The sequence below is a fragment of the Klebsiella sp. PK18 genome, from assembly GCF_057784655.1.
This window is the reverse complement of the sequence record NZ_CM173493.1, coordinates 4,306,181-4,332,767: the sequence shown is the minus strand read 5'-3', so window position 1 is coordinate 4,332,767 and position 26,587 is coordinate 4,306,181. Positions and strand designations below refer to the sequence as shown.

The 26,587-nt window shown below is 57.7% G+C and carries 21 protein-coding genes and 1 other annotated feature; of the genes, 12 read left to right on the top strand and 9 right to left on the bottom strand.

The window, feature by feature from the left end; translation table 11 throughout:
• Window positions 1–98: 98 nt before the first annotated feature.
• Both acrB and acrA read right to left on the bottom strand, forming a co-directional pair.
• Window positions 99–3,245: a multidrug efflux RND transporter permease subunit AcrB gene (acrB, locus tag AC3EMD_RS21365; RefSeq protein WP_008805437.1), complete on the bottom strand. Its 3,147-nt coding sequence runs from the start codon at window positions 3,243–3,245 to the stop codon at window positions 99–101.
• A 22-nt stretch (window positions 3,246–3,267) separates the two neighbouring features.
• Entirely contained in the window at window positions 3,268–4,461 is a 1,194-nt protein-coding gene (gene acrA / locus AC3EMD_RS21360; RefSeq protein ID WP_110204099.1) for a multidrug efflux RND transporter periplasmic adaptor subunit AcrA, read from the bottom strand.
• Between the two features lie 142 nt (window positions 4,462–4,603).
• On the opposite strand from acrA, the gene acrR reads away from it, so the two are divergent.
• Window positions 4,604–5,254, top strand: coding sequence for a multidrug efflux transporter transcriptional repressor AcrR (acrR, locus tag AC3EMD_RS21355; RefSeq protein WP_008805439.1), 651 nt, complete (start codon window positions 4,604–4,606; stop codon window positions 5,252–5,254).
• A gap of 129 nt (window positions 5,255–5,383) precedes the next feature.
• On the top strand, window positions 5,384–8,731 hold the full coding sequence (gene mscK, locus AC3EMD_RS21350; protein ID WP_012968812.1) for a mechanosensitive channel MscK: 3,348 nt from the start codon (window positions 5,384–5,386) through the stop codon (window positions 8,729–8,731).
• A 35-nt stretch (window positions 8,732–8,766) separates the two neighbouring features.
• On the opposite strand, the gene AC3EMD_RS21345 is transcribed toward mscK, so the two are convergent.
• The 3 genes from AC3EMD_RS21345 to priC form a co-directional block, all read right to left on the bottom strand.
• Window positions 8,767–9,678: an Rpn family recombination-promoting nuclease/putative transposase gene (locus AC3EMD_RS21345; RefSeq protein ID WP_043875730.1), complete on the bottom strand. Its 912-nt coding sequence runs from the start codon at window positions 9,676–9,678 to the stop codon at window positions 8,767–8,769.
• A 67-nt stretch (window positions 9,679–9,745) separates the two neighbouring features.
• A complete protein-coding gene (gene rsmS / locus AC3EMD_RS21340; protein WP_008805442.1) occupies window positions 9,746–9,919 on the bottom strand; it encodes a pleiotropic regulatory protein RsmS in 174 nt (57 codons plus the stop codon).
• A 12-nt stretch (window positions 9,920–9,931) separates the two neighbouring features.
• Window positions 9,932–10,459: a primosomal replication protein N'' gene (priC, locus tag AC3EMD_RS21335; RefSeq protein ID WP_064179934.1), complete on the bottom strand. Its 528-nt coding sequence runs from the start codon at window positions 10,457–10,459 to the stop codon at window positions 9,932–9,934.
• A gap of 69 nt (window positions 10,460–10,528) precedes the next feature.
• On the opposite strand from priC, the gene AC3EMD_RS21330 reads away from it, so the two are divergent.
• The 9 genes from AC3EMD_RS21330 to AC3EMD_RS21290 all read left to right on the top strand — a co-directional run bounded on the left by AC3EMD_RS21330 (window position 10,529) and on the right by AC3EMD_RS21290 (window position 19,912).
• A complete protein-coding gene (locus tag AC3EMD_RS21330; RefSeq protein ID WP_008805444.1) occupies window positions 10,529–10,906 on the top strand; it encodes a DUF454 family protein in 378 nt (125 codons plus the stop codon).
• 150 nt (window positions 10,907–11,056) lie between these two features.
• A complete protein-coding gene (gene apt / locus AC3EMD_RS21325; RefSeq protein WP_012542663.1) occupies window positions 11,057–11,608 on the top strand; it encodes an adenine phosphoribosyltransferase in 552 nt (183 codons plus the stop codon).
• A gap of 92 nt (window positions 11,609–11,700) precedes the next feature.
• A complete protein-coding gene (dnaX, locus tag AC3EMD_RS21320) occupies window positions 11,701–13,608 on the top strand; it encodes a DNA polymerase III subunit gamma/tau (protein WP_012968809.1) in 1,908 nt (635 codons plus the stop codon).
• Window positions 12,941–13,005 (top strand) — a sequence feature (DnaX frameshifting element). (Overlaps the previous gene by 65 nt.)
• Before the next feature lie 53 nt (window positions 13,609–13,661).
• The gene (locus AC3EMD_RS21315) at window positions 13,662–13,994 is read left to right on the top strand and encodes a YbaB/EbfC family nucleoid-associated protein (RefSeq protein ID WP_008805448.1); all 333 of its coding nucleotides are present in this window, start codon (window positions 13,662–13,664) and stop codon (window positions 13,992–13,994) included.
• A complete protein-coding gene (gene recR, locus AC3EMD_RS21310) occupies window positions 13,994–14,599 on the top strand; it encodes a recombination mediator RecR (RefSeq protein WP_008805449.1) in 606 nt (201 codons plus the stop codon). Before AC3EMD_RS21315 ends, recR begins: the two co-directional genes overlap by 1 nt.
• Window positions 14,600–14,711: 112 nt before the next feature.
• On the top strand, window positions 14,712–16,586 hold the full coding sequence (gene htpG, locus AC3EMD_RS21305; protein WP_110235756.1) for a molecular chaperone HtpG: 1,875 nt from the start codon (window positions 14,712–14,714) through the stop codon (window positions 16,584–16,586).
• A 222-nt stretch (window positions 16,587–16,808) separates the two neighbouring features.
• Window positions 16,809–17,453, top strand: a complete 645-nt coding sequence (gene adk, locus AC3EMD_RS21300) for an adenylate kinase (protein ID WP_002892184.1) — start codon at window positions 16,809–16,811, stop codon at window positions 17,451–17,453.
• A 128-nt stretch (window positions 17,454–17,581) separates the two neighbouring features.
• Window positions 17,582–18,544 carry a ferrochelatase gene (gene hemH, locus AC3EMD_RS21295; protein ID WP_008805451.1) on the top strand — a complete coding sequence of 321 codons (963 nt, stop codon included), beginning with the start codon at window positions 17,582–17,584 and terminating at the stop codon, window positions 18,542–18,544.
• A 63-nt stretch (window positions 18,545–18,607) separates the two neighbouring features.
• Entirely contained in the window at window positions 18,608–19,912 is a 1,305-nt protein-coding gene (locus AC3EMD_RS21290) for an inosine/guanosine kinase (RefSeq protein WP_008805452.1), read from the top strand.
• Window positions 19,913–19,947: 35 nt separating this feature from the next.
• Here the strand turns inward: AC3EMD_RS21290 and ybaL are convergent, their stop codons facing one another.
• Together ybaL and AC3EMD_RS21280 are read right to left on the bottom strand one after the other, a co-directional pair.
• Window positions 19,948–21,624: a YbaL family putative K(+) efflux transporter gene (gene ybaL, locus AC3EMD_RS21285; protein ID WP_008805453.1), complete on the bottom strand. Its 1,677-nt coding sequence runs from the start codon at window positions 21,622–21,624 to the stop codon at window positions 19,948–19,950.
• Between the two features lie 225 nt (window positions 21,625–21,849).
• Window positions 21,850–23,070 (bottom strand): MFS transporter, encoded by a 1,221-nt coding sequence (locus AC3EMD_RS21280; protein WP_008805454.1) that lies wholly within the window; start codon window positions 23,068–23,070, stop codon window positions 21,850–21,852.
• Between the two features lie 269 nt (window positions 23,071–23,339).
• Here AC3EMD_RS21280 and ushA point away from each other — a divergent pair, with 269 nt between their 5' ends.
• Window positions 23,340–24,992, top strand: a complete 1,653-nt coding sequence (gene ushA, locus AC3EMD_RS21275; protein ID WP_046882286.1) for a bifunctional UDP-sugar hydrolase/5'-nucleotidase UshA — start codon at window positions 23,340–23,342, stop codon at window positions 24,990–24,992.
• Between the two features lie 105 nt (window positions 24,993–25,097).
• Here ushA and ybaK read toward each other — a convergent pair whose 3' ends face one another.
• Together ybaK and AC3EMD_RS21265 are read right to left on the bottom strand one after the other, a co-directional pair.
• Window positions 25,098–25,577 (bottom strand): Cys-tRNA(Pro)/Cys-tRNA(Cys) deacylase YbaK, encoded by a 480-nt coding sequence (gene ybaK, locus AC3EMD_RS21270; protein ID WP_004204728.1) that lies wholly within the window; start codon window positions 25,575–25,577, stop codon window positions 25,098–25,100.
• A 201-nt stretch (window positions 25,578–25,778) separates the two neighbouring features.
• Window positions 25,779–26,573, bottom strand: a complete 795-nt coding sequence (locus AC3EMD_RS21265; RefSeq protein ID WP_046620504.1) for a TraB/GumN family protein — start codon at window positions 26,571–26,573, stop codon at window positions 25,779–25,781.
• Window positions 26,574–26,587: the final 14 nt, after the last annotated feature.

Genomic DNA, 26,587 nt, shown 5'->3' with positions numbered 1-26,587 from the left:
ATTAAATGCAGTGTGAAAAATAAACAATGGCAATATGTGCCCTGTTGCGACGGACAAAAAAAGGGCCGCGAAGGCGGCCCTTTGTTCAAGTGTGACGATTAATGATGCTCAACCTGATGGCTGTGCTCAATATCTTCCGATTTCTTGCTAAAGCGGCGACGAACCACCACGAAGAACACTGGCACGAAGAAGATGGCCAGAATCGTCGCGGTCACCATCCCGCCCATTACGCCAGTACCGACGGCGTTCTGCGCGCCGGAGCCGGCACCCGAGCTGATCACCAGCGGCATAACGCCGAGGATAAACGCCAGGGAGGTCATCAGGATCGGACGCAGACGCATACGCACTGCTTCAAGCGTTGCCTCAATTAGCCCTTTACCCTCTTTCTCCATCAGGTCTTTGGCGAATTCAACGATCAATATCGCGTTCTTCGCCGACAGGCCGATGGTGGTCAACAGGCCCACCTGGAAGTAAACGTCGTTGGTTAAACCGCGGAAGGTAGCGGCTAACAGCGCACCGACCACACCCAGCGGAACGACCAGCATGACCGAGAACGGAATTGACCAGCTCTCATACAGCGCTGCCAGACACAGGAAGACGACAATCAGCGAAATGGCATACAGGGCAGGGGCCTGGTTGCCGGACAGTCGTTCCTGATAAGACATCCCGGTCCAGTCGTAGCCGATACCGGAAGGCAGTTTACCCGCCAGCTCTTCCATCAGGCTCATCGCCTCACCGGTACTCTTGCCTGGCGCTGCCTGGCCGAGAATTTCCAGGGACGGCAGGCCGTTGTAGCGTTCCAGACGCGGCGAACCGTATTCCCAACGCGAAGTAGAGAAGGCGGAGAACGGCACCATCTGACCATCGCTGCCACGAACATACCACTTGCCGATGTCTTCCGGCAGCATACGGTATTTCGCTTCAGACATGATGTACACTTTCTTCACGCGGCCGCGGTCGATAAAGTCGTTGACATAGCTCCCGCCCCAGGCCGCGCCCAGCGTGGTGTTAATGTCGCTGATGGAGACGCCCAGCGCCTGGGCTTTTTCCTGATCGATATCGATTTTAAACTGCGGTGTATCTTCCAGACCGTTAGGACGCACGCCGGTTAACACGTCAGGGTGCTGCGCCACCATGCCAAACAGCTGGTTACGCGCCTGGGTCAGTTTTTCGTGGCCCAGACCGCCCTGGTCAATGAGCTGGAAGTCAAAGCCGGTCGCGGTACCCAGTTCAACGATAGCTGGCAGGTTAAAGGCGAACACCATCGCATCTTTAATCTGCGAGAAGTAGCCCATCGCCCGGCCGGTGATCGCTTCAACTTTGTTTTCCTCACCCGGACGCTGGCTCCAGTCTTTCAGCGAGACGAACGCGATGCCGGTGTTCTGGCCGCGGCCGGCGAAGCCGAAGCCGTTAACCGCAAACACGGATTCCACGTTGTCCTTCTCTTTGGTGAGATAGTAATTCGTCATCTCATCCAGCACTTTCTGCGTACGCTCCTGGGTGGCGCCGGCAGGCAGCTGCGCCATGCTCAGGAATACCCCCTGGTCCTCGTCCGGCAGGAACGAGCTCGGCAGACGGACGAACAGCCACGCCATGCCCACCACGATGATCAGATACAGGACCAGATAACGACCGGTGCTGCGCAGAATGTTGCCTACGCTGTCGGTGTAGTGGTGCGTGCTCTTATCGAACATGCGGTTAAACCAACCGAAGAAACCGGTGGTCGCGCCATGGCTGCCTTTCTGAATAGGCTTCAGCATCGTGGCGCACAGCGCTGGCGTCAGGATCAACGCCACCAGTACCGACAGCGCCATCGCAGAAACGATGGTGATGGAGAACTGGCGATAGATGGCCCCGGTTGAACCGCCGAAGAACGCCATTGGGATAAATACCGCCGACAGCACCATGGCGATACCGACCAGCGCGCCCTGGATCTGTCCCATCGATTTACGCGTCGCTTCTTTCGGCGGCAGACCCTCTTCCGCCATTACGCGCTCGACGTTCTCGACCACCACGATGGCGTCATCCACCAACAGGCCGATGGCGAGCACCATCCCGAACATCGTCAGGGTGTTTATCGAGAAGCCAAACGCCGCCAACACCGCGAAGGTGCCTAACAGGACTACGGGTACGGCGATGGTCGGGATCAGCGTGGCGCGGAAGTTCTGCAGGAACAGATACATGACCAGGAACACCAGGATGATCGCTTCCACCAGCGTTTTAACCACTTCGTGAATAGAAATTTTCACGAACGGGGTGGTGTCATACGGGTAAACGATCTTCATCCCCGACGGGAAAAACGGCTCCATCTTCGCCAGTTCTGCACGGATAGCGTTGGCGGTATCCAGCGCGTTCGCGCCGGTAGCCAGTTTAATACCCAGACCCGATGCTGGCTGGCCGTTAAACTTCGCCACTACGTCATAGCTTTCGCCGCCCAGCTCAATTTTGGCGACATCGCGCAGACGAACCTGGGAACCGTCCTGGTTCACCTTCAGCAGAATGTTGCCAAACTCTTCGGTATTGGTCAGACGGGTTTGCGCGATGATCGAGGCGTTAAGCTGCTGGCCTTTCACCGGCGGCGTACCGCCTAACTGACCCGCGGCCACCTGGGCGTTCTGCGCTTTCAGGGCGCTGATCACGTCCACCGGCGTCAGCTGGAAGTTGTTCAGTTTGTTCGGATCCATCCAGATACGCATCGCGTACTGGGAACCGAACAGCTGAACGTCGCCGACACCGCTGGTACGGCTGATCGGGTCCTTCATGTTGGCCGCCACGTAGTCCGAAATATCGTCCTGGTTCATGGTGCCGTTGGTGTTAATAACGCCGACAACCATCAGGAAGCTGCTGGACGCTTTCTCAACGCTAATCCCTTGCTGCTGTACTTCTTGCGGCAGCAGAGGCGTCGCCAGCGCCAGCTTGTTCTGAACCTGAACCTGGGCAATATCCGGATCGGTACCGGATTCGAAGGTCAGGGTGATGGTCGCCGTACCGGTGGAGTCGCCATTGGAGGACATGTACATCAGGTGGTCGATACCGTTCATATTCTGTTCGATAACCTGAGTCACGGTGTTCTGCACGGTTTCGGCGTCAGCACCGGGGTACATGGCGGTAATGGAAATTGCGGGCGGCGCAATCGTCGGATATTGCGCTACCGGCAATTTGAGGATCGATAATCCCCCAGCCAGCATGATGATGATGGCGATCACCCATGCAAATATGGGGCGATCGATAAAGAAATTAGGCATGTCTTAACGGCTCCTGTTTAAGTTAAGACTTGGTTTGTTCTGATGGCGCGTTGCCTGCGGCTTGCTGTTTGTCATCAGAAGCTACTTCCTGCGCTTTTACCTGCACGCCTGGTTTGATTTTTTGCAGGCCGGTGACGATAACGCGATCGCCGGTTTTCAGACCTTCTGTCACCAGCCATTTATCGCCAATAGCCTGGGTAGCGGTGACCTGGCGAACTTCGACTTTATCGCCTTCGCCTACCACCATGACGCTGGCGTCGCCACGAGGAGTACGGGTCACACCCTGCTGCGGCACAAGCAGTGCGTCAGGGTTGACACCTTCTTCCAGCCGCGCACGCACAAACATCCCAGGTAACAGGGTGTGGTCCGGGTTCGGGAAAATCGCGCGCAGCGTGATAGAACCAGTGGTCTGATCGACAGTCACATCCGAGAATTCCAGCGTACCGCCCTGCGGGTATTTAACACCGTCGTTAGTCACCAGCTCGACTTTAGCTTTACCGTTTTCCTGTTTCAGGCGGCCGTCGGCCAGCTCCTGTTTCAGGCGCAGGAAATCGTTGCTCGACTGGGTGACGTCAACATAGATCGGGTCCAGTTGCTGAACGGTTGCCAGGGCAGTCGTTTGACCATTCTGCACCAGCGCCCCTTCGGTCACGGCGGATTTACCAATACGGCCGCTAATAGGTGAAGTGACTTTGGTGTAGGCCAGATTGATGCGCGCGGTTTCAACAGCCGCTTTTGCTGCCACCACGGCCGCATTGCTCTGCTGTGCTGTCGCAACGGCAGTATCGTAGTCTTGTTGACTGATATATTTAGTGCCTAACAGTTTCTGATAACGCTTGACCGTCAGTTGATCCATGTTCGCCGCCGCCTGGGCTTTTGCCAGGTCGCCTTTGGCGCTGTCATAGCTGGCCTGATAGGTGGCGGGATCGATCTGATACAGGGAGACGCCGGCCTGGATATCGCTACCTTCAACGAAGTTACGTTTCAAAATAATGCCACTGACCTGAGGACGGACTTCCGCAATGCGATAGGCGCTGGTGCGGCCTGGCAGTTCGGTGGTTATTTGTAGAGGTGCGGATTTGAGCGTCACAATACCGACTTCCGGCATATGCTGGGCTCCCTGTTGAGCCGGTTTGTCGTCACATCCTGTTAGCGCTAAGCTGCCTGAGAGCATCAGAACGACCGCCAGAGGCGTTAACCCTCTGTTTTTGTTCATATGTAAACCTCGAGTGTCCAATTTCAAAATGTTCAGTGGCTCAAACAACCACAAACCCACTACAGTCTTTCTATTATGGTCATGCTATGGTACATACATTCACAAATGTATGTAAACGTAACCTCTGTAAAGTCATTAACCTATGGCACGAAAAACCAAACAACAGGCACGTGAAACCCGGCAACTGATTCTGGATGTTGCTCTGCGTCTGTTTTCGCAGCAAGGCGTATCATCTACCTCGTTGGCAACAATTGCAAAAGCTGCGGGTGTAACGAGGGGGGCTATCTACTGGCATTTCAAGAATAAATCAGATTTATTCAACGAAATTTGGGAGCTGTCAGACGCCAGTATTAGCGATCTCGAAATTGAGTATCGGGCAAAATTCCCCAACGATCCACTCTCAGTTATCAGGGAGATATTAGTCTATGTTCTTGAAGCGACAGTGACAGAGGAACGTCGACGATTAATGATGGAGATTATCTATCATAAGTGTGAGTTCGTCGGTGAGATGACCGTGGTGCAGCAGGCCCAGCGGCAGCTCTCCCTGGCGAGCTACGAGCGTATCGAGCAGACCTTAAAAGAGTGTATCGCCGCGAAGCTATTGCCCGCCAATTTACTCACCCGGCGGGCGGCCGTGTTAATGCGCAGCTACCTTTCCGGACTGATGGAAAACTGGCTGTTTGCCCCTGATTCATTCGACCTGCATGCGGAAGCGCGCGACTACGTCGCCATCCTGCTGGAGATGTATCAGTTCTGTCCTACGCTACGCGGCCCGGAGAGCCTGACAGCTTAACGTTAGCGCGCGGATGTACGTGAATTTTTAGCGCCGTCCGCCGCTATTCGCCAGCGAAGAGAAGTGCTATTCTGCGCGCTTGCGACGACCCCCGGTATTCTCCGGCATTTGCATTCATTCATATTAACTATGCTGCACACGATCTCCAGGCAACGCGCCACGTTTATCTTTTTCATTACGCTGCTCTGCTTTATTGGCCTTTTCAGCCCAGTTCAGGGCCGCGCCGCGGACCTCCCTGACCGGGCAGAGGTGCAGAGCCAGCTCAATACGTTAAACAAGCAAAAAGAACTGACTCCGCAGGACAAACTGGTCCAGCAGGATTTGACCCAGACGCTGGAAACGCTGGATAAAATCGAGCGCATCAAAAGCGAGACGGCACAGCTGCGTCAGCAGGTCGAGCAAGCCCCGGCGAAGCTGCGCCAGGCGGTGGATAGTCTCAACAACCTGAGCGAGGTCCCTGACGACGCCGCCACGCGCAAAACGCTCAGTACGCTCTCTCTGCGTCAACTGGAGTCACGCGTCACCCAGACGCTGGACGATCTGCAGAATGCGCAAAACGATCTGGCGACCTATAACAGCCAACTGGTTTCCCTGCAAACGCAGCCGGAACGTGTGCAGAACGCGATGTATAACGCCTCCCAACAGTTGCAGCAGATCCGCAATCGGCTGAATGGCACCTCGGTGGGCGACGAGACGCTGCGCCCGACCCAGCAGGTGCTGTTGCAGGCTCAACAGGCGCTGCTCAACGCGCAGATTGAGCAGCAGCGCAAGAGCCTCGAAGGCAACACCGTCCTGCAGGATACCCTGCAGAAGCAGCGTGACTACGTCACCGCCTGGAGCAACCGGCTGGAGCATCAGCTGCAGCTGCTGCAGGAGGCGGTGAACAGCAAGCGGCTTACGCTGACGGAGAAAACCGCCCAGGAGGCGGTCACCCCGGATGAAACCACGCGAATTCAGGCCAATCCGCTGGTCAAGCAGGAGCTGGATATTAACCATCAGCTCAGCGAGAAGCTGATCCAGGCGACGGAGAACGGTAACCAGCTGGTGCAGCGCAATATCCAGGTGAAGAACTGGCTCGACCGCGCGCTGCAGTCTGAACGGGATATTAAAGAGCAAATTTCAGTTCTGCGGGGGAGCCTGCTGCTGTCGCGCATTCTTTATCAGCAACAGCAGACGCTGCCGTCGGCGGACGAACTGCAGGATATGACCAACCGCATCGCCGACCTGCGGCTCGAGCAGTTTGAGGTGAACCAGCAGCGCGACGCGCTGTTCCAGAGCGATGCCTTTGTCGCCAAACTGGAGGAGGGGCACAGCAGCGAAGTGAACGATGAAGTCCACGCCGCGCTACTGGAAGTGATCGACATGCGCCGCGAACTGCTTGACCAGTTCAACAAACAGCTGGGGAACCAGCTGATGATGGCCATCAACCTGCAGATCAACCAGCAGCAGTTGATGAGCGTCTCGAGCAGTCTGAAGGAAATTCTGACCCAACAAATTTTCTGGGTGAACAGCAATAAACCGATGGACTGGGAGTGGATTAAGGCCTTCCCGGAAGCGCTGAAAGGTCAGTTTAAGGCGATGAAAATCACCGTGAACTGGGAAAAAGCGTGGCCCGCGGTGTTTATCGCTTTCCTGGCCGGTTTACCATTGCTGCTGATTGCCGGCCTGATCCGCTGGCGTCTGCAGTGGCTGAAGGATTATCAGGCTAAGCTTGCTTCCCAGGTGGGACAGCTGCGCAACGATACCCAGCTGCATACGCCGAAGGCGATCCTGATCGACCTGATTCGGGCCTTGCCGGTGGTGCTGGTAATTTTGGCGATTGGCCTGATCTTACTCACCATGCAGCTTAATATCAGCGGACTGCTGTGGGCGTACAGTAAAAAGCTGGCCATGTTCTGGCTGGTCTTTGGTCTGTGCTGGAAAGTGCTGGAAAAGAACGGCGTGGCGGTCAGCCACTTCAATATGCCTGCGCAGTTGACCAGTCACTGGCGGCGACAAATTGTTCGCGTCAGCCTCGCGTTGCTGCCGCTGAATTTCTGGTCGGTGATTTCCGAGCTGTCGCCACTGAACCTGATGGACGACGTGCTGGGGCAGTTTGTGATTTTCTTCAATCTGCTGCTGATTGCCGTGCTGGTCTGGCCGATGTGTCGGGAAAGCTGGCGTGATAAAGAATCACACAGCCTGCGCCTGCTGACGATCACCGTGCTGTCTATTGTCCCGGTAGCCCTGATGGTGCTGACGGCGACCGGTTACTTCTACACCACGCTGCGCCTGGCGGGACGCTGGATCGAGACCGTGTATCTGGTGATGATCTGGAACCTGCTGTACCAGACCGTGCTGCGCGGTCTGAGCGTGGCGGCGCGACGTATCGCCTGGCGCCGGGCGCTGGCGCGCCGTCAGCATCTGGTGAAGGAGGGTGCGGAAGGCGCCGAGCCGCAGGAGGAGCCGACTATCGCTCTCGAGCAGGTCAACCAGCAGACGCTGCGCATCACCATGCTGGTGATGATCGCGCTGTTCGCGGTCATGTTCTGGGCGATTTGGTCTGATCTGATCACCGTTTTCGCCTATCTCGACAGCATTACCCTCTGGCACTACAACGGTACCGAAGCGGGGGCCAGCGTGGTGCGCAGCGTCACGATGGGCAGTCTGCTGTTTGCCATTGTGGCGTCGATGGTCGCCTGGGCGCTAATACGCAACCTGCCGGGTCTGCTGGAGGTGCTGGTTCTCTCGCGTCTCAATATGCGTCAGGGAACCTCCTACGCCATCACCACCATTCTTAACTATGCGATTATCGCCATCGGGGCGATGACGGTGTTCGGGTCGCTGGGCGTCTCCTGGGATAAACTGCAATGGCTGGCGGCCGCGCTGTCGGTTGGTTTAGGTTTTGGCCTGCAGGAGATCTTCGGTAACTTCGTCTCCGGTCTGATTATTCTGTTCGAGCGTCCAGTGCGCATTGGGGATACGGTAACCATCGGCACCTTCTCCGGTACGGTAAGCAAAATCCGTATCCGCGCGACCACCATCACCGACTTCGATCGCAAAGAGGTGATTATCCCGAACAAGGCGTTCGTTACCGAGCGCTTGATCAACTGGTCGCTCTCCGACACCGTGACCCGGGTGGTGATCCGCCTCGGCGTCGCCTATGGCTCCGATCTGGATAAAGTGAAAGAGGTGCTGCTGAAGGCCGCGCACGATCATCCGAAAGTGATGCAGGAGCCGGCGCCAGCGGTTTTCTTCACCACCTTCGGGGCCAGTACGCTGGATCATGAACTGCGTCTGTATGTTCGTGAACTGCGCGATCGCAGCTACACGGTGGATGAGCTCAACCGCGCCATCGACCGCCTGTGCCGGGAGAATGACATTAACATTGCCTTTAACCAGCTGGAAGTTCATCTGCGCAATGAAAAAGGCGATGAAGTCACCGAAGTGAAGCGGGACGGGAAGGGGGACGATCTGGCGCCCACCACCGCGTCCTGATCGAAGAGGGGCGGCGCAAAGCCGCCCCTGCTGCTTCAGGGTGCCAGCGCGGCGAGTTCTTCATCGCTGAGCCCGGTGAGCTCCTGCACGGTTTGACGTTCGAGGCCGCGCGCCAGCATTCTGGCGGCGATGCTGCGAGTGGCGGCTTCTCGACCTTCCTGCTCACCCTCTTGCTGTCCCTGTTTACGGCCTTTTTCTTCCAGCCATTCGGCAATGGTCATCATCAGCTCCTTATGCCTGGGCGACTGCGCCGCCAGCGTGCGGATCAGCGCCCCCGGATGTTCCGTAGTTCCCGCCTGCAACATATAGCGCAGCAGCGTATTCAGCTGCGCTTCGGTCAGATAGCCTTGCGTCATCAGCGCAATCAGCGGCACCTGCAGCTCGGCCAGATCGCGATGGCGGATATGCTTTTGCAGCAGCTCCAGCATGGCCATCCGCCGATGACGGGCGATCTGATTATCTGGCATTACGGTGAGGTCCACCAGCGGAAAATCATTGCTATAGAGCGTCTTCGCCAGCGCCGGATCGGCGAATAGCTGTTGCCAGTTGCGGGCCCAGGGCCAGGGGCTCACTTTGCCGTGATAAAACAGAATGGGCACCACCAGCGGCAGCGTGTCGTGGCCGGCGTCCAGATGACGCTGCATGGCGGCCAGCGCATAGCGCAGCAGGCGAAATGCCATCAGCTTGTCCGGGGTACTCTGGTGCTCAATCAGCGCGTACACATAGCCCGGTCCATGACGCGTGCGCAGTGAGTAAAGGATATCGGAATAGCTGGCGCGCAGGTCCTCTTCAACAAAGCTACCGGAGACCAGCTGCAGCGAATCCAGTTCGCAGATCGCCAGAAACGGCGCGGGGAGATACAACTGCAAAAAATCCTTCGCGACCGCCTGATGCATGAGCATCTGGCGAAACACCGCGTCGTGTGGGGTTTGACTGACTTTTTCCATCAATATTGTCTCCAGTGGCGTCATGCGCAGAGGACCAGACTGCCAGCACACTGCCGGAGACAACATCCTACTTCTCTGGGTTTTGCGACCCGCTTTCCGCGTTTTTTAACTTGTTTGCATAATCCCGCCTGACAATTTCCAGCGCGCCCAGCACGGTTTGCGCCGGGATCTGATGCGATTCCAGCAACATGATTAAATCGACGGCCAGTTTGACCTCATCGGATGCATTTTCCAGCGACATCGGGCTCTCCTGTTAGCGCGTCAGCCGCGCCAGTACGTTTTCAATCTTGTCCAGTGCCTGTCGGCAGCGCGCCAACCGGCCGCTGTAGGCTTCAACTTCTTTCCCCAGCCGCTGCTGCTCGTCAAGGCTGGTCGCCTGCGCCAGCTGACGCTGACGTTGGTCGCGCATCGCCAGCAGGCGGCGCTCATACTCCTGATGCTGCAGGCGACGGCGCTGCCAGCGGCTCAGCGTTGGCGACGCGTGGTCCCAACTGCGCAAGGACCAGGTGGCGGTTTCACGACGCAGCGCGGCGATTTGCGCCGCCAGACGCTCGGCAATCCAGACCACCTGCGGCAGTTGCTGGCGCTCGACGGCCTGGCTCAGTTGGGAAAAGTTTTGCCGGGCTTCCGCCAGATAGTCCTGCATCAGCGTGCTGCGGGTATGAAAGAGCTGACGGTCAAAGCGTGGGCTCAGGGCCGCGTGCTCCGCCAGCGGCGCTACCAGCGCGGCCAGCTCGCTGAGCTGATCGTTGAGCGTTTGTAAAAGTTGAGCTGTTTTCACCACACCTCTCCATTCCCTTCCAGCCAACTGTGCTACAGTAGCCTCATCTGTTTGATAACGATTCGCATTATGCCACCTGTTATTCTAACCATTATCGGCTGGCTGGCGGTAGCGCTGGGGACGCTGGGCATCTTCTTACCGTTGCTGCCGACGACGCCGTTTATTCTGCTCGCCGCCTGGTGCTTTGCCCGCTCATCGCCGCGCTTTCACCAGTGGCTGCTGTATCGCTCCTGGTTTGGCGGCTATCTTCGCCACTGGCAGCAGTACCGCGCGATGCCTCGCGGCGCCAAACCGCGCGCCATTGCGATGATCGTGGTGACTTTTGCTATTTCGCTGTGGCTGGTTAAGCTTACGTGGGTGCGCATCATGCTGTTGGTCATTCTGGCCTGCCTGCTGATCTTTATGTGGCGCATTCCGGTGGTTGACGCAAAGCAACAAAAGCACTGATGCGCAATAATGCCTGTTGCAATTGTTGCTGACAGCCAGTAAATTCTGGCGTTTTCGAGCGCGGGCAAGCCTGGTCAAAGGTTAAACAAATGTTTCTTTGGCCCCTTTTGCACGCCCGTGGGTAACACCGTTTCAATCAGGCATACACTTATGACCGCAACTGCACAGCAGCTTGAATATCTGAAGAACAGCATCCAGAGTATCGAGGATTATCCAAAACCTGGCATTCTTTTCCGCGATGTCACCAGCTTACTGGAAGACCCGAAGGCCTACGCGCTTAGCATTGAACTGCTGACCGAGCGCTACAAAGACGCGGGTATTACCAAAGTGGTAGGGACTGAGGCGCGTGGCTTCCTGTTCGGCGCCCCGGTTGCGCTGGCGCTGGGCGTGGGCTTTGTTCCGGTTCGCAAGCCGCGTAAGTTGCCGCGTGAAACCATTGCCGAGAGCTATGAGCTGGAGTATGGCACCGATCAGCTGGAGATCCACGTTGACGCAATCAAACCGGGTGACAAAGTGCTGGTGGTGGACGATCTGCTGGCGACCGGCGGCACCATCGACGCGACGGTCAAACTGATCCGCCGTCTCGGCGGCGAAGTGCACGATGCCGCTTTCATTATCAACCTGTTCGATCTGGGCGGCGAACAGCGCCTGGAGAAGCTGGGGATCCACTGCTACAGCCTGGTGCCGTTCCCGGGCCACTAAGCAAATCCCTCCACATAGCCTCGCCGATCGGGCGGGGCTGTGATAGCATGACCCCTTCGTGATTTCACCTTCCAGCGTTTCAGAGCCAGCCCATGAGTTATCAGGTCTTAGCCCGTAAATGGCGCCCACAAACCTTTGCTGACGTCGTCGGCCAGGAACATGTGCTGACCGCACTGGCGAACGGCTTGTCGTTAGGGCGCATTCATCACGCTTATCTTTTTTCCGGTACCCGCGGGGTCGGTAAGACCTCCATCGCCCGTCTGCTGGCGAAAGGGTTAAACTGTGAAACCGGCATCACCGCCACCCCCTGCGGCGTGTGTGATAACTGCCGGGAAATTGAACAGGGGCGTTTTGTCGATCTGATTGAGATTGACGCCGCCTCGCGCACCAAAGTCGAAGATACCCGCGACCTGCTGGATAACGTCCAGTACGCGCCGGCCCGCGGCCGCTTTAAGGTCTATCTCATCGACGAAGTCCATATGTTGTCGCGCCACAGCTTCAACGCGTTATTAAAAACGCTGGAGGAGCCGCCAGCGCACGTCAAATTCCTGCTGGCGACGACGGATCCGCAGAAGCTGCCGGTGACGATCTTATCCCGCTGCCTGCAGTTCCATCTCAAAGCCCTGGATGTTGAACAGATCCGCCATCAGCTGGAGCATATTCTTGGCGAAGAGCAGATTGCCTTTGAGCCCCGTGCGCTGCAGCTCTTGTCGCGGGCAGCCGACGGCAGCCTGCGCGATGCCTTAAGCCTGACCGATCAGGCGATTGCCAGTGGAGAAGGACAACTGACGGCCGCATCGGTGAGCACCATGCTCGGCACCCTTGATGACGATCAGGCGCTGTCGCTGATTGAAGCGCTGGTTGCTGCCGACGGCGAGCGGGTGATGGCGGGCGTCAATGACGCCGCCGCACGCGGCGTCGAGTGGGAGGCGCTGTTGGTGGAGATGCAGAGCCTGCTGCACCGCATCGCCATGGTACAGCTATCGCCTTCGGCGCTGGGCGCCGATATGGCCACGGTCGAAGTGCGGATGCGCGAACTGGCGCGAACCGTACCGCCGGGTGACGTTCAGCTTTACTACCAAACGCTGCTGATGGGCCGCAAAGAGCTGCCTTATGCGCCGGACCGGCGAATGGGCGTCGAAATGACGCTGCTCCGCGCGCTGGCGTTTCATCCGCGTAAGCCGCTGCCAGAGCCGGAAGTGCAGCCAGCACAGACCGCCGCGCCCGCGCCGCGTCAGCCGGTTGCCCCCGCTGCGCCGCCGCAGCAGCCGTCGCAGAGTTTGCCGCCGACCACCAGCCAGGTGCTGGCGGCCCGCAGCCACCTGCAGCGCAGCCAGGGAGCAACCACTCCAAAAAAGAGTGAACCGGCAGCCGCTTCCCGCGCGCGGCCGGTGAATAACGCTGCGCTGGAGCGACTGAGTTCGATTACCGAGCGCGTCCAGGCTCGTCCGGCGGCGGCTGCCCTTGAGCAGGCCCCGGCGAAGAAAGAGGCCTATCGCTGGAAGGCCACGACAGTGGTTGAAGAGGCCAAAGTCGAAGTCGCCACGCCAAAAGCGCTGAAAAAAGCGCTGGAGCATGAGAAGACGCCGGAGCTGGCGGCCAAGCTCGCCGAAGAAGCGGTCGAGCGCGACAGCTGGGCGGCGGAAGTGAGCCGGCTGGCGGTACCTAAGCTGGTCGAGCAGGTGGCGCTCAACGCGTGGAAAGAGCAGGAGGGCAGCCGCGTCTGTCTGCATCTGCGCCCCAGCCAGCGTCACCTCAATTCCACCGGCGCGCAGCAAAAGCTGGCTGAAGCGCTGGGGGTGTTGTACGGTACGCCGGTTGAATTGACCATCGTGGAAGATGATAATCCCGCGATGCGTACGCCGCTGGAGTGGCGGCAGGCTATTTATGAAGAAAAGCTCGCGCAGGCGCGCGAAGCCATTATCGCGGATAATAACATTCAGACCCTGCGTCGTTTCTTCGACGCCGATCTGGATGAAGAGAGTATCCGCCCCATTTGAACGCCAGTCTGACTGGCATTCAGTACCTTTAACGATGACTGAGAGAGAAGCCTATGTTTGGTGGAAAAGGCGGCCTGGGTAACCTGATGAAGCAGGCCCAGCAGATGCAAGACAAAATGCAGAAGATGCAGGAAGAGATCGCTCAGCTGGAAGTGACCGGCGAATCCGGCGCGGGTCTGGTGAAAGTGACCATTAACGGCGCGCACAACTGCCGCCGTGTGGAAATCGACCCAAGCCTGCTGGAAGACGACAAAGAGATGCTGGAAGATCTGGTGGCTGCCGCGTTTAACGACGCCGCGCGCCGCATTGAAGAGACCCAGAAAGAGAAGATGGCTTCCGTTTCTGCCGGTATGCAGCTGCCGCCAGGCTTCAAGATGCCGTTCTGATGCAAACCAGCCCGCTGTTAACTCAGCTTATGGAAGCGCTGCGCTGTCTGCCGGGCGTTGGCCCGAAGTCGGCGCAGCGCATGGCGTTTACCCTGCTGCAGCGCGATCGCAGCGGCGGTATGCGCCTGGCGCAGGCGCTGACGCGCGCGATGTCGGAGATCGGCCACTGCGCCGATTGCCGCACCTTCACCGAGCAGGAGGTGTGCAATATCTGCAGCAACCCGCGTCGCCAGGAAAACGGCCAGATCTGCGTGGTGGAGAGTCCGGCGGATATCCACGCCATTGAGCAGACCGGGCAGTATTCCGGCCGCTACTTCGTGCTGATGGGGCACCTGTCGCCGCTCGACGGCATCGGGCCAGATGACATCGGGCTCGATCGCCTTGAACAACGGCTGGAAGCGGAGTCGATCACCGAGGTGATCCTTGCCACTAACCCGACCGTTGAGGGTGAGGCGACGGCCAACTACATCGCGGAGCTGTGCGCGCAGTATGGCGTTGATGCCAGCCGCATCGCCCACGGCGTGCCGGTGGGCGGCGAGCTGGAAATGGTCGACGGCACCACGCTGTCCCACTCGCTGGCCGGTCGTCACAAGATTACTTTCTGAACAAATGGAGGCGGCCAGCGCCGCCTCCGCTTGAAAAATTTCCCCGCAGTCCCCATCTCCCACTCAACGGTTTTTTACCCCATTTAAAATGGCATTGTTGAGGTTGAATCAGATGAAAGGACAAGAAACTCGTGGTTTTCAGTCAGAGGTAAAGCAACTTCTGCACCTGATGATCCATTCCCTCTATTCCAACAAAGAAATCTTTCTGCGTGAGCTGATTTCCAACGCCTCTGATGCGGCCGATAAGCTGCGTTTCCGCGCGCTGTCGCAGCCGGATTTGTATGAGGGCGATGGCGAGCTGCGCGTACGGGTTTCGTTTGATAAAGACAACCGCACCCTGACCATCGCCGATAACGGTATCGGCATGAACCGGGAAGAGGTTATCGATCATCTCGGCACTATCGCCAAATCCGGCACCAAAGCGTTTCTGGAATCGATGGGTTCCGACCAGGCGAAAGACAGCCAGCTGATCGGCCAGTTCGGCGTCGGCTTCTACTCTGCCTTCATCGTGGCGGATAAAGTGACCGTGCGTACCCGTGCGGCGGGCGATAAACCTGAGAACGGCGTGTTCTGGGAATCCGCCGGCGAAGGGGAATACACCGTTGCCGACATCACCAAAGCCGATCGCGGCACCGAAATCACCCTGCATCTGCGTGAGGGCGAAGACGATTTCCTCAACGACTGGCGCGTGCGCTCCATCATCAGCAAGTATTCCGACCATATCGCGCTGCCGGTTGAGATTGAAAAGCAGGAAGAGAAAGACGGCGAAACCGTGATTTCGTGGGAAAAAATCAACAAGGCGCAGGCCCTGTGGACCCGCAGCAAGTCCGAAGTGAACGACGACGAATACAAAGAGTTCTACAAGCATATCGCTCACGACTACAGCGACCCGCTGACCTGGAGCCACAACCGCGTGGAAGGTAAGCAGGAGTATACCAGCCTGCTGTATATCCCGTCGCAGGCGCCGTGGGATATGTGGAACCGCGATCATAAACACGGCCTGAAGCTGTACGTGCAGCGTGTGTTCATTATGGACGACGCCGAGCAGTTTATGCCGAACTACCTGCGCTTCGTGCGTGGCCTGATCGACTCCAACGATCTGCCGCTGAACGTCTCCCGTGAAATCCTGCAGGACAGCAGCGTGACCCGCAACCTGCGTACCGCGCTGACCAAACGCGCGCTGCAGATGCTGGATAAGCTGGCGAAAGACGACGCTGAAAAATATCAAACTTTCTGGAAACAGTTCGGCCTGGTGCTGAAAGAGGGCCCGGCGGAAGATCCGAGCAACCAGGAAGCGATCGCCAAACTGCTGCGTTTCGCGACGACGCATACCGACTCCTCCGCGCAGACCGTGTCGCTGGAAGAGTATGTCTCGCGGATGAAAGAAGGCCAGGAGAAGATCTACTACATCACTGCCGACAGCTATGCGGCGGCGAAGAGCAGCCCGCACCTCGAACTGCTGCGTAAGAAAGGGATTGAAGTTCTGCTGCTCTCCGATCGCATCGACGAGTGGATGATGAGCTACCTGACCGAGTTCGACGGCAAAGCGTTCCAGTCGGTGGCGAAAGCCGACGAGTCGCTGGACAAGCTGGCGGATGAAGTGGACGAGTCCGCCAAAGAAGCTGAAAAAGCGCTGGAGCCGTTCGTTGAGCGTGTGAAAAACCTGCTTGGCGACCGGGTGAAAGAGGTGCGTCTGACCCATCGTCTGACCGACACCCCGGCGATTGTCACTACCGATGCCGATGAGATGAGCACGCAGATGGCGAAGCTGTTCGCGGCAGCGGGCCAGGCGGCACCGGAAGTGAAATACATCTTCGAACTGAACCCGGCGCATCAGCTGGTGAAACGCGCCGCCGATACCCAGGATGACGCGCAGTTCGGCGAATGGGTGGAACTGCTGCTGGATCAGGCGCTGCTGGCCGAGCGCGGCACGCTGGAAGATCCGAACCAGTTTATCCGTCGTATGAACCAGCTGCTGGCTTCCTGACGCGAACCTGAACGAGTAGCCCGGCCGAGCGACGCGACGCCGGGAACGGGATAAATGCCCCGCCTGAGCAATTTGCTCCAGCGGGGCATTTCACATTGGATTGCATAAAATATCTCACCATTAACCGTTTCAGCCGCACCGCCTTCCTTGAGCCATCGCCGTTCTGGTGGTATGGTTTAGCGTTTTTGAAAAATTGAATCGACTTTTGAGGGGATTTTCGTAATGCGTATTATTCTGCTTGGCGCTCCGGGCGCGGGTAAAGGAACTCAGGCTCAGTTCATCATGGAGAAATACGGTATTCCGCAAATCTCCACCGGCGATATGCTGCGCGCGGCGGTAAAATCCGGCTCTGAGCTCGGTAAGCAAGCGAAAGACATTATGGACGCCGGCAAGCTGGTGACCGATGAGCTGGTCATCGCGCTGGTGAAAGAGCGTATCGCCCAGGAAGATTGCCGTAACGGTTTCCTGCTGGACGGCTTCCCGCGCACCATTCCGCAGGCTGACGCCATGAAAGAAGCGGGTATTACCGTTGATTACGTGCTGGAATTCGACGTGCCGGACGAACTGATCGTCGACCGCATCGTTGGCCGTCGCGTTCACGCGGCATCCGGTCGCGTCTACCACATCAAATTCAATCCGCCGAAGGTGGAAGGCAAAGACGATGTGACCGGCGAAGAGCTGACCACCCGTAAAGACGATCAGGAAGAGACCGTGCGTAAACGCCTGGTGGAATACCATCAGATGACAGCGCCGCTGATCGGCTACTACACCAAAGAAGCGCAGGCGGGCAACACCAAATATGCCAAAGTCGACGGCACCAAAGCGGTAGCTGACGTGCGCGCTGAACTGGAAAAAATCCTCGGCTGATAAAGCCTTTTCTCATCCTGCTGCGGCAGGATGAGAACTCCTCTCATTTCTACCTTTTGCTATGATTGGTTCCGTTTAGCGCCATTTCAGCTACAATTGGCTGCGATTCAAATGGTTAAGAGGCGGTAATGCATCAGACGAAAACAGGTATCTTGCTGGCCAATTTAGGCACTCCCGATGCGCCCACCCCCGGTGCGGTGAAGCGCTATCTGCGACAATTCCTCAGCGACAAACGGGTGGTGGATACATCTCGTCTGCTATGGTGGCCGCTGCTGCGTGGCGTCATACTGCCGATTCGCTCCCCGCGCGTGGCGAAGCTCTATCAGTCCGTGTGGATGGAGGAGGGATCGCCGCTGATGGTATACAGCCGTCGCCAGCAGCAGGCGCTGGCCGCCAGGCTGCCGGATACGCCGGTGGCGCTGGGCATGAGCTATGGTTCGCCGTCGCTGGCCAGCGCGGTGGATGATTTACTGGCGCAGGGGGTGGGGCACATCGTAGTGCTGCCGCTGTACCCACAATATTCCTGTTCGACGGTGGCCGCCGTCTGGGATGAGCTGGCGCGGATCCTTGCGAAAAAGCGCGCTATTCCGGGTATCTCGTTTATTCGCGATTATGCCGATCACCCGGACTATATCCATGCGCTGGCGGCCAGCGTGCGCGCCTCCTTCGCGGTGCACGGGGAACCCGATCTGCTGCTGCTCTCCTACCATGGGATCCCGCAGCGCTATGCCAACCAGGGCGATGATTATCCCCAGCGCTGTCGCGATACCACGCGGGAACTGGTTTCCGCGCTGGGGCTGCCGCCGGAGCGGGTGATGATGACCTTCCAGTCACGCTTTGGCCGGGAACCCTGGCTGACGCCGTACACCGATGAGACGCTGAAGATGCTTGGCGAGCAGGGGACGAAGCATATTCAGGTGCTGTGCCCGGGGTTTGCCGCTGACTGTCTCGAAACGCTGGAAGAGATTGCTGTTCAGAACCGGGAAGTTTTCCTCGAAGCGGGTGGCGAGCAGTATGAATATATTCCGGCGCTAAATGCGGATGTGGCGCATATTGAGATGATGGTCAACCTGACGGCGCCTTATCGCTGATCGCGCGCAGGGCGGGGAATATGCTACTATTTCCCGCTTGTTCCCTGTTATTTAAGCGCCACTATGAAATTTCCCGGTAAACGCAAATCCAAACACTATTTTCCCGTCAACGCCCGCGACCCGCTGCTGCAGCAAATTCAACCGGAGAATGAATCCAGCGTCTCCTGGGTGGTCGGTATCGACCAGACGCTGGTGGATATCGAAGCGAAAGTGGATGAAGCGTTTATCGTACGCTATGGTCTGAGCGCGGGCCACTCGCTGGTGATTGAAGATGACGTCGCCGAGGCGCTGTACCAGGAGCTGGTACGCAATAATCTCATTACCCATCAGTTTGCCGGCGGCACCATCGGCAATACCATGCACAACTACTCGGTGCTGGCGGACGATCGCTCGGTGCTGCTTGGCGTGATGTGCAGCAATATCGACATCGGCGGCTATGCCTATCGTTACCTGTGCAATACCTCCAGCCGCACCGATCTGAACTATCTGCAGGGCGTCGACGGCGCCATTGGCCGCTGTTTTACCCTGATCAGCGACAGCGGCGAGCGCACCTTCGCCATCAGCCCGGGTCACATGAACAAGCTGCGCCCGGAAAGCATTCCGGAAGCGGTGATCGCCGGCGCCTCGGCGCTGGTGCTCACCTCCTACCTGGTACGCTGCAAGCCGGGCGAGCCGATGCCAGACGCCACGATGAAAGCCATCGAGTACGCCAAAAAGCATGATGTGCCGGTGGTGTTAACTCTCGGAACTAAATACGTGATTGCCGATAACCCGGCGTGGTGGCAGCAGTTCCTGCAGGAGCATGTCTCGATTCTGGCGATGAATGAAGAAGAAGGGGAAGCCCTGACCGGTTTTGCCGATCCGCTGTCGGCGGCGGATAAAGCGCTGGACTGGGTCGACCTGGTGCTGTGCACTGCCGGTCCGGCGGGCCTGTATATGGCGGGCTTTACCGAAGAAGAGGCGAAGCGGAAAACCCAGCATCCGCTGCTGCCGGGGGCGATCCCGGAGTTTAACCAGTTTGAATTCAGCCGTGCGATGCGCCACCAGGATTGCGTTAATCCGCTGCGTATCTATTCACATATCGCCCCGTATATGGGCGGGCCTGAAAAAATCATGAATACCAACGGCGCTGGCGACGGCGCCCTGGCGGCGCTGCTGCATGACATCACCGCCAATAACTACCACCGCAATAACGTACCCAACTCCAGCAAGCACAAATGCAAATGGCTGACCTACTCCTCACTGGCGCAGGTGTGTAAATATGCCAACCGCGTGAGCTATCAGGTGCTGAACCAGCACTCGCCGCGTTTAACCCGCGGCCTGCCGGAGCGTGAGGACAGCCTGGAAGAGGCGTACTGGGATCGGTAAGCGCGCCCCTCTCCCGACGGGGAGAGGGCAGTACATCAGCCGGTGACCACTTCACCGGCCGGTGGCGTTTCCAGAAGCTGCAGCATGGCGCGGGCAATTTCCCGCTCGCCCATCACCACCTGATTAGCCCCGCGATCGATAATGTAGTCCACTTCATCATCGTAATGGGCGCGGGCGATGATCTCGATATTCGGGCATTTTTCCCGTGCGGAAGCGACAATCTCTCCGGCCTCGTAGCCGTTGGGGATAGTCAGCAGCAGCCAGCGGGCGCAGTCGAGATGCGCCAGTTCCATGATCTCTTCATTGGCGGCATTACCCAGCACCGCGCTGATCCCGCGCTCGCGTAACTCATCCACGCGGGTACGCGAGGTTTCAACCACCACCAGCGGGATCCCCTGGGCCATCAGCTTCTCGCCCAGCAGACTGCCGACGCGGCCGAAGCCAACCAGCAGCGCGTGGTTACAGATATCGACTGGCACCTGTTTCTCATCTTCCAGCACCTCTTCCAGCGTCTGCTCGTCGAGGGTTTCGGTTTTATCGAGATATTTTTCCAGCAGGGTAAACAGCACCGGGTTGAGCATAATCGAGATGATCGCCCCGGCCAGCACCAGGTTTTGTCCAGCCTGCGGCAGCAGGTTAAGCGCCATCCCCAGGCCGGCGAGAATAAAGGCAAACTCACCAATCTGCGCCAGGCTGGCGGCAATGGTCAATGCGGTACGCGGCGAATGACCAAACATACGCACGAGGAAAAAGGCGGCGGCGGATTTACCAAAGATAATAATCGCCAGTGTCGCCAGCACCGCCAGCGGCTGCTGCACCAGCACCATCGGGTCAAACAGCATGCCGACGGAGACAAAGAACAGCACCGCGAAGGCGTCGCGCAGCGGCAGGGTGTCATGGGCGGCGCGGTGGCTCAGCTCAGATTCGTTAAGCACCATGCCGGCGAAGAAGGCGCCAAGGGCGAAGGAGACATCAAACAGCTCCACTGCGCCGAAGGCGATGCCCAGCGCCAGGGCCAGCACCGACAGGGTGAACAGCTCGCGTGATCCGGTGGCGGCGCTGCGCGACATGATCCACGGCACCAACCGGCGACCGACCAGCATCATGATGGCGATAAAGGCCACCACTTTACCAATGGTGATCCCGAGGTCGAGGGCCAGAGAGGCGAAGCCAACGTCACCTTTCTCCGTCATCCCGGCAATCGCTGGCAGCAGGACCAGCGTCAGGACCATCACCAGGTCTTCTACAATCAGCCAGCCAATGGCAATCTGCCCGCGCTGACTGTCAATAAGCTGTCGCTCCTCGAGGGCACGCAGTAGCACCACGGTACTGGCGGTGGAGAGACACAGGCCAAAGACGATGCCGGTCATCAGCGACCAGCCAAGGGCGGCGGAAAGTGCCATACCCAGCAGCGTCGCCACGGCTATCTGGGCGATGGCCCCGGGAATGGCGATCGACTTTACTGCCATCAGATCTTTCAGGGAAAAATGCAGCCCGACGCCGAACATCAGCAGGATCACGCCGAGTTCTGCCAGTTCAGGAGCCAGTTTGGTATCAGCAACAAAGCCTGGGGTGAAAGGTCCGGCCAGCACGCCCGCTAAGAGATATCCCACCAGAGGAGAAATACGTAGCTTATTGGCAATCATGCCGAGAATAAAGGCGAGCACGAGGCCGCCGACAATGGTGGTGATAAGCGGTGTTGCGTGGTGCATTCCGTCTCCTTTCCAGTGGTGTATCGGTCCATTTTGCTACCCTATCCGGGTAATAGTTTATGACAAAAACGTTCACTTTGTTTATGAATAATTCTTGAATTGTGCAAAAAAATGGAATTAACCGGCCAAAAGGCACAGAAGGGAAAATCGCGGAGGGAATGCGCGCATCAGGCTGATGGCGCAAGGGATAACGGCGGCCAGCGTTGCACTTTGGCCGCCGGATAATCAGGCTTTTTGCCGGTTATCAGGAAGAAATATCGTCAGGAAACCCAGCAGCGGCAGGAAGGCACAGATTTTATACACCAGATCGATACTGGTATGGTCCGCCAGCAGGCCCAGCACCGCGGCGCCAAGGCCACCCATGCCAAAGGCGAAGCCGAAGAACAGGCCAGAAACCATGCCGATTCGACCCGGCAGCAGCTCCTGCGCATAGACCAGGATAGCGGAAAAGGCCGAGGCGAGGATAAAACCAATAATCACCGTTAAAATCCCCGTCCATTCAAGGCTGGCGTAGGGTAAAACGAGGGTAAACGGCGCCACACCGAGGATAGAGCCCCAAATCACATATTTACGTCCAATTTTATCGCCAACTGGCCCGCCGATTACCGTCCCGGCGGCAACCGCGAACAGGAAGGCAAACAGATGAAGCTGGGCATTTTGCACCGATAATCCGAACTTATGCATCAGATAAAAGGTGTAATAGCTGCTAATGCTCGCCATATAGAAATATTTCGAGAAAATCAGCATCAGCAGAATACCTACCGCCAGAATCACCTTATTGCGCGGCAGCGGATTAACGATCAGCGGCTTCGGTTTGCCTTTATTCATCCGGTGCTGCGCGGCATACCAGCGGCTGATTTGCGACAGCACCACAATAGCCAGCAGGGCGGCCAGCACGAACCAGGCGACGTTGCCTTTGCCATAGGGGGCGATAATTACCGCCGCCAGCAATGGACCAAGCGAGCTGCCGAAGTTGCCGCCGACCTGGAACAGCGACTGGGCCAGGCCGTGACGGCCGCCAGAGGCCATCCGCGCCACGCGGGATGATTCCGGATGGAAAACCGAGGAGCCGGTACCCACCAGCGCGGCAGCCAGCAGCACCATGCCGAAACTCCCGGCCAGCGCCAGCAGAATCAAACCGCAGAGGGTGAAGCACATGCCCACCGGCAGGGACCACGGCATTGAGCGCTTATCGGTGATGTAACCAATCACCGGCTGGAATAGCGATGAGGTCAGCTGGAAGGTGAGGGTGATCATCCCGATCTGCACGAAGGTAAGGGAGAACTCCGCCTGCAGCAGCGGGTAAATCGCCAGGATGAGCGACTGGATCATATCGTTAAGCAAATGGGACAGGCTGATCGCGCCTAAGATGCCAAACGAGGTGCGTGCTTTTTGCGGCGGCGCAGCGGGGCCGGACAGGGGTTGAGCGGTCTGATTGATTGCCATAGGTTCACGTCACTTTTTTATATAGCTTTCGTCATTTTTACGCCATGGCGACGACCCTGATTTTCCCGGCTACTACATGGGAAATATAACCAACGGGCTGACGCAATGCCATACAACGCGAAGGCGTATAGAGGATGCAGGTGGAATTATTATCCGACTAACATACCTGTCCTTAGGGGTTGAAGGAAGTCGCAATTCTGAAAACATATTTGTCAACGCGACTAACTCGCTATACTTTCGGCACTTGGGATTAAGTCAGGGAGTGAAGCATGCAGTATTTTAAACATCGCGTAGCGCTGGCGTTATTTGCCGCCTTATCGCTGGGCAGCCTGTCCGCACAGGCCTATGAGCAGGATAAAACCTATAAAATTACCATCCTGCACACCAACGATCATCACGGCCATTTCTGGCGCAATGACTACGGCGAATATGGTCTGGCGGCGCAGAAAACGTTGGTCGATGGCATCCGGAAAGAAGTGGCGGCGGAAGGGGGGAGCGTCCTGCTGTTATCCGGCGGCGATATTAATACCGGCGTGCCGGAGTCTGATTTACAGGATGCAGAGCCCGATTTTCGCGGCATGAACCTGATCGGCTACGACGCAATGGCGGTGGGGAACCATGAATTTGATAATCCGCTTAGCGTGCTGCGCCAGCAGGAAAAGTGGGCGAAGTTCCCGTTCCTGTCGGCCAATATTTATCAGAAAAGCACCGGCGAACGGCTGTTCAAACCCTGGGCGCTGTTTAAGCGCGGCGGGCTGAAAATCGCGGTGATTGGCTTAACCACCGACGATACGGCCAAGATTGGCAATCCGGAATATTTCACCGATATCGAATTCCGCAAACCGGCGGAAGAGGCGAAGCTGGTGATCCAGGAGCTGCAGCAGAATGAAAAGCCGGACGTGATCCTGGCCACCACCCATATGGGCCATTACGACAATGGCAACCACGGCTCTAACGCGCCGGGCGACGTTGAAATGGCGCGGAGTTTACCTGCGGGATCGCTGGCGATGATCGTCGGCGGTCACTCGCAGGATCCGGTATGCATGGCGTCGGAAAATAAAAAGCAGGTCGATTATGTGCCAGGCACCCCGTGCGCGCCGGATCGTCAGAACGGCATCTGGATCGTCCAGGCGCATGAGTGGGGCAAATACGTCGGCCGCGCCGATTTTGAGTTCCGCAACGGCGAGATGAAGCTGGTGCATTATCAGTTGATCCCGGTGAACCTGAAGAAAAAAGTGACTTACGATAACGGCCAAAGCGAGCGGGTGCTGTATACGCCGCAGATCGCGGAGAACCCGCAGATGATGTCGCTGCTGACGCCATTCCAGAACAAAGGCAAAGCGCAACTGCAGGTCAAAATCGGTAGCGTGAATGGTCATCTGGAGGGCGACCGCAGTAAAGTGCGCTTTGTGCAGACCAATATGGGGCACCTGCTGCTGGCGGCGCAGATGGCGCGCAGCAATGCGGATTTCGCGGTGATGAGCGGCGGTGGGATCCGCGACTCGATCGAGGCGGGGGATATCACCTATAAGGATGTGATGAAGGTCCAGCCGTTCGGCAATGTGCTGACCTATGTCGATATGAGCGGCAAGGAGGTGGTGGATTACCTGACCGCCGTCGCGCAGATGAAGCCGGATTCCGGCGCCTATCCGCAGTTTGCCAACGTCAGCTTTGTAGCCAAAGATGGCAAACTGAACGATCTGAAAATCAAAGGCGAACCGGTGGATCCGGCGAAGACCTACCGGATGGCGACGCTGAGCTTTAACGCTACCGGCGGCGATGGATATCCGAACATTGCCGATAAACCCGGGTATGTGAATACCGGCTTTATCGATGCCGAAGTGCTGAAAGAGTATATCGAGAAGAACTCGCCGCTGGATGCGGCAGCCTACGAGCCGAAAAGCGAGGTGAGCTGGCAGTAAGCCTGGGTTTCAGGTTGGCTATTTCCCCGGTGGCGCTGCGCTTACCGGGGCTACGAGTTGGGTAGCCCGGATAAGGCGCGTGCGCCGCTATCCGGGATGGTGTGCTCAATCGCGGCGGGCGATATCGGCGAACTTCGCGTCCAGAAGCTGCGCCAGATCGCTGGCCGCCAGCTCAATATCCAGACCGCGTTTGCCGCCGGAAATATAGATGGTGGCAAATTCCTGCGCCGGGGCGTCAATCACCGTCGGCAGGCGCTTCTTCTGCCCCAGCGGACTGATGCCGCCCACCAGATAGCCGGTGATACGCTGCGCCACCATCGGGTCGGCCATGTCGACTTTCTTGGCGCCCAGCGCTTTCGCCACTTTCTTCAAATCCAGCTGCCCGGCGACCGGGGTGACGGCGACCGCCAGATGCTTCATATCGCCGTTAACGGCGACCAGCAGGGTCTTGTAAACCTGGTCGGCATTGAGGCCGAGCTTGCGCACCACTTCATCTCCGAAGTTGGTCTCATTGGGATCGTGATCGTAACTGTGGATCTGAAAGGGGATTTTGTTTTTTTCGAGTAATTTAACGGCGGGAGTCATAGCTATCCTTCTTACCAACCGGTTTTGCGTGACGTCAGAATACGCCCGCAGGTTGTCTAAAAAATAGTACCATCTTGCGCAATAGTGTTGGCAGTGATGGCCACTTTGAGCGACAATCAGACGATCCGGGATGCAAATCCCGGGATAATAATAATGATGAAATTCCTCTTTGACGGGCCAATAGCAATATTGGCCATTTTTTTAGGTCAGCATATCCGGCAGATTCCCTTCGCCATACAGGTGCAGCGCGCCGACGGCAACCACGTAGCGCCCCGGCGGCAAGGCCAGCAGCGTCTCGCGCCAGGCGAGATTGCGCTGGTGCATCAGCACATCATATAAAGACTGGCTGAAAGTCGTCGGCAGAGATACCGCACCGTGCGATGGCGGTTGTTCCAGCCACCAGCCGATCATCACCTGCAGTAAACGGGCGTTGGTGCGCCAGTGGGTCAGCGTATCCTCCAGCAGCGCCATCCCCCCGTCGGGCAGATCGCGCAGCAGCGCGATTTGGCTGTCGGCGCCTTCCAGCTCCATCACCGTTATGTTGCTCTCGCGGGCGGCCATCAGCAACTGATAATCGATGCCGTAATCCGGTCGCAGTCCCAGCTTCTGCGCCTGGGTGGCTTGTAGCACCATCGCCACCTGCCACAGCGGCTGGCTGTCGAACAGCCCGACCGACAGGCCCAGCTCGCCGGCTCGCGCCTCTAGCTCGCTCAACTGCGCATCGCTCAGACGTTCTGCCAGCGGCGGGTAAGAGGGAAGGTTGCTAAACGGGGTTTCATTGCCGCTGATATCGGCCTCGACGATTAACGCATCGGCCTGGCGTATTTTTTTCAGAAGCTTCGCTGGTGGCGGCGCCATGTCGCGGGTGCCCATATGGATGCTGCCGACGAGGTGCAAATAGCGTTCGCCGGGCAGGACGATATCCATCGCAGGCCAGGAATAAGACGAGCCGACGGCGGCTCGCCACAGCATTTTTATCCGGTTTAACAGGCCCATACGCGCTCCGAAGT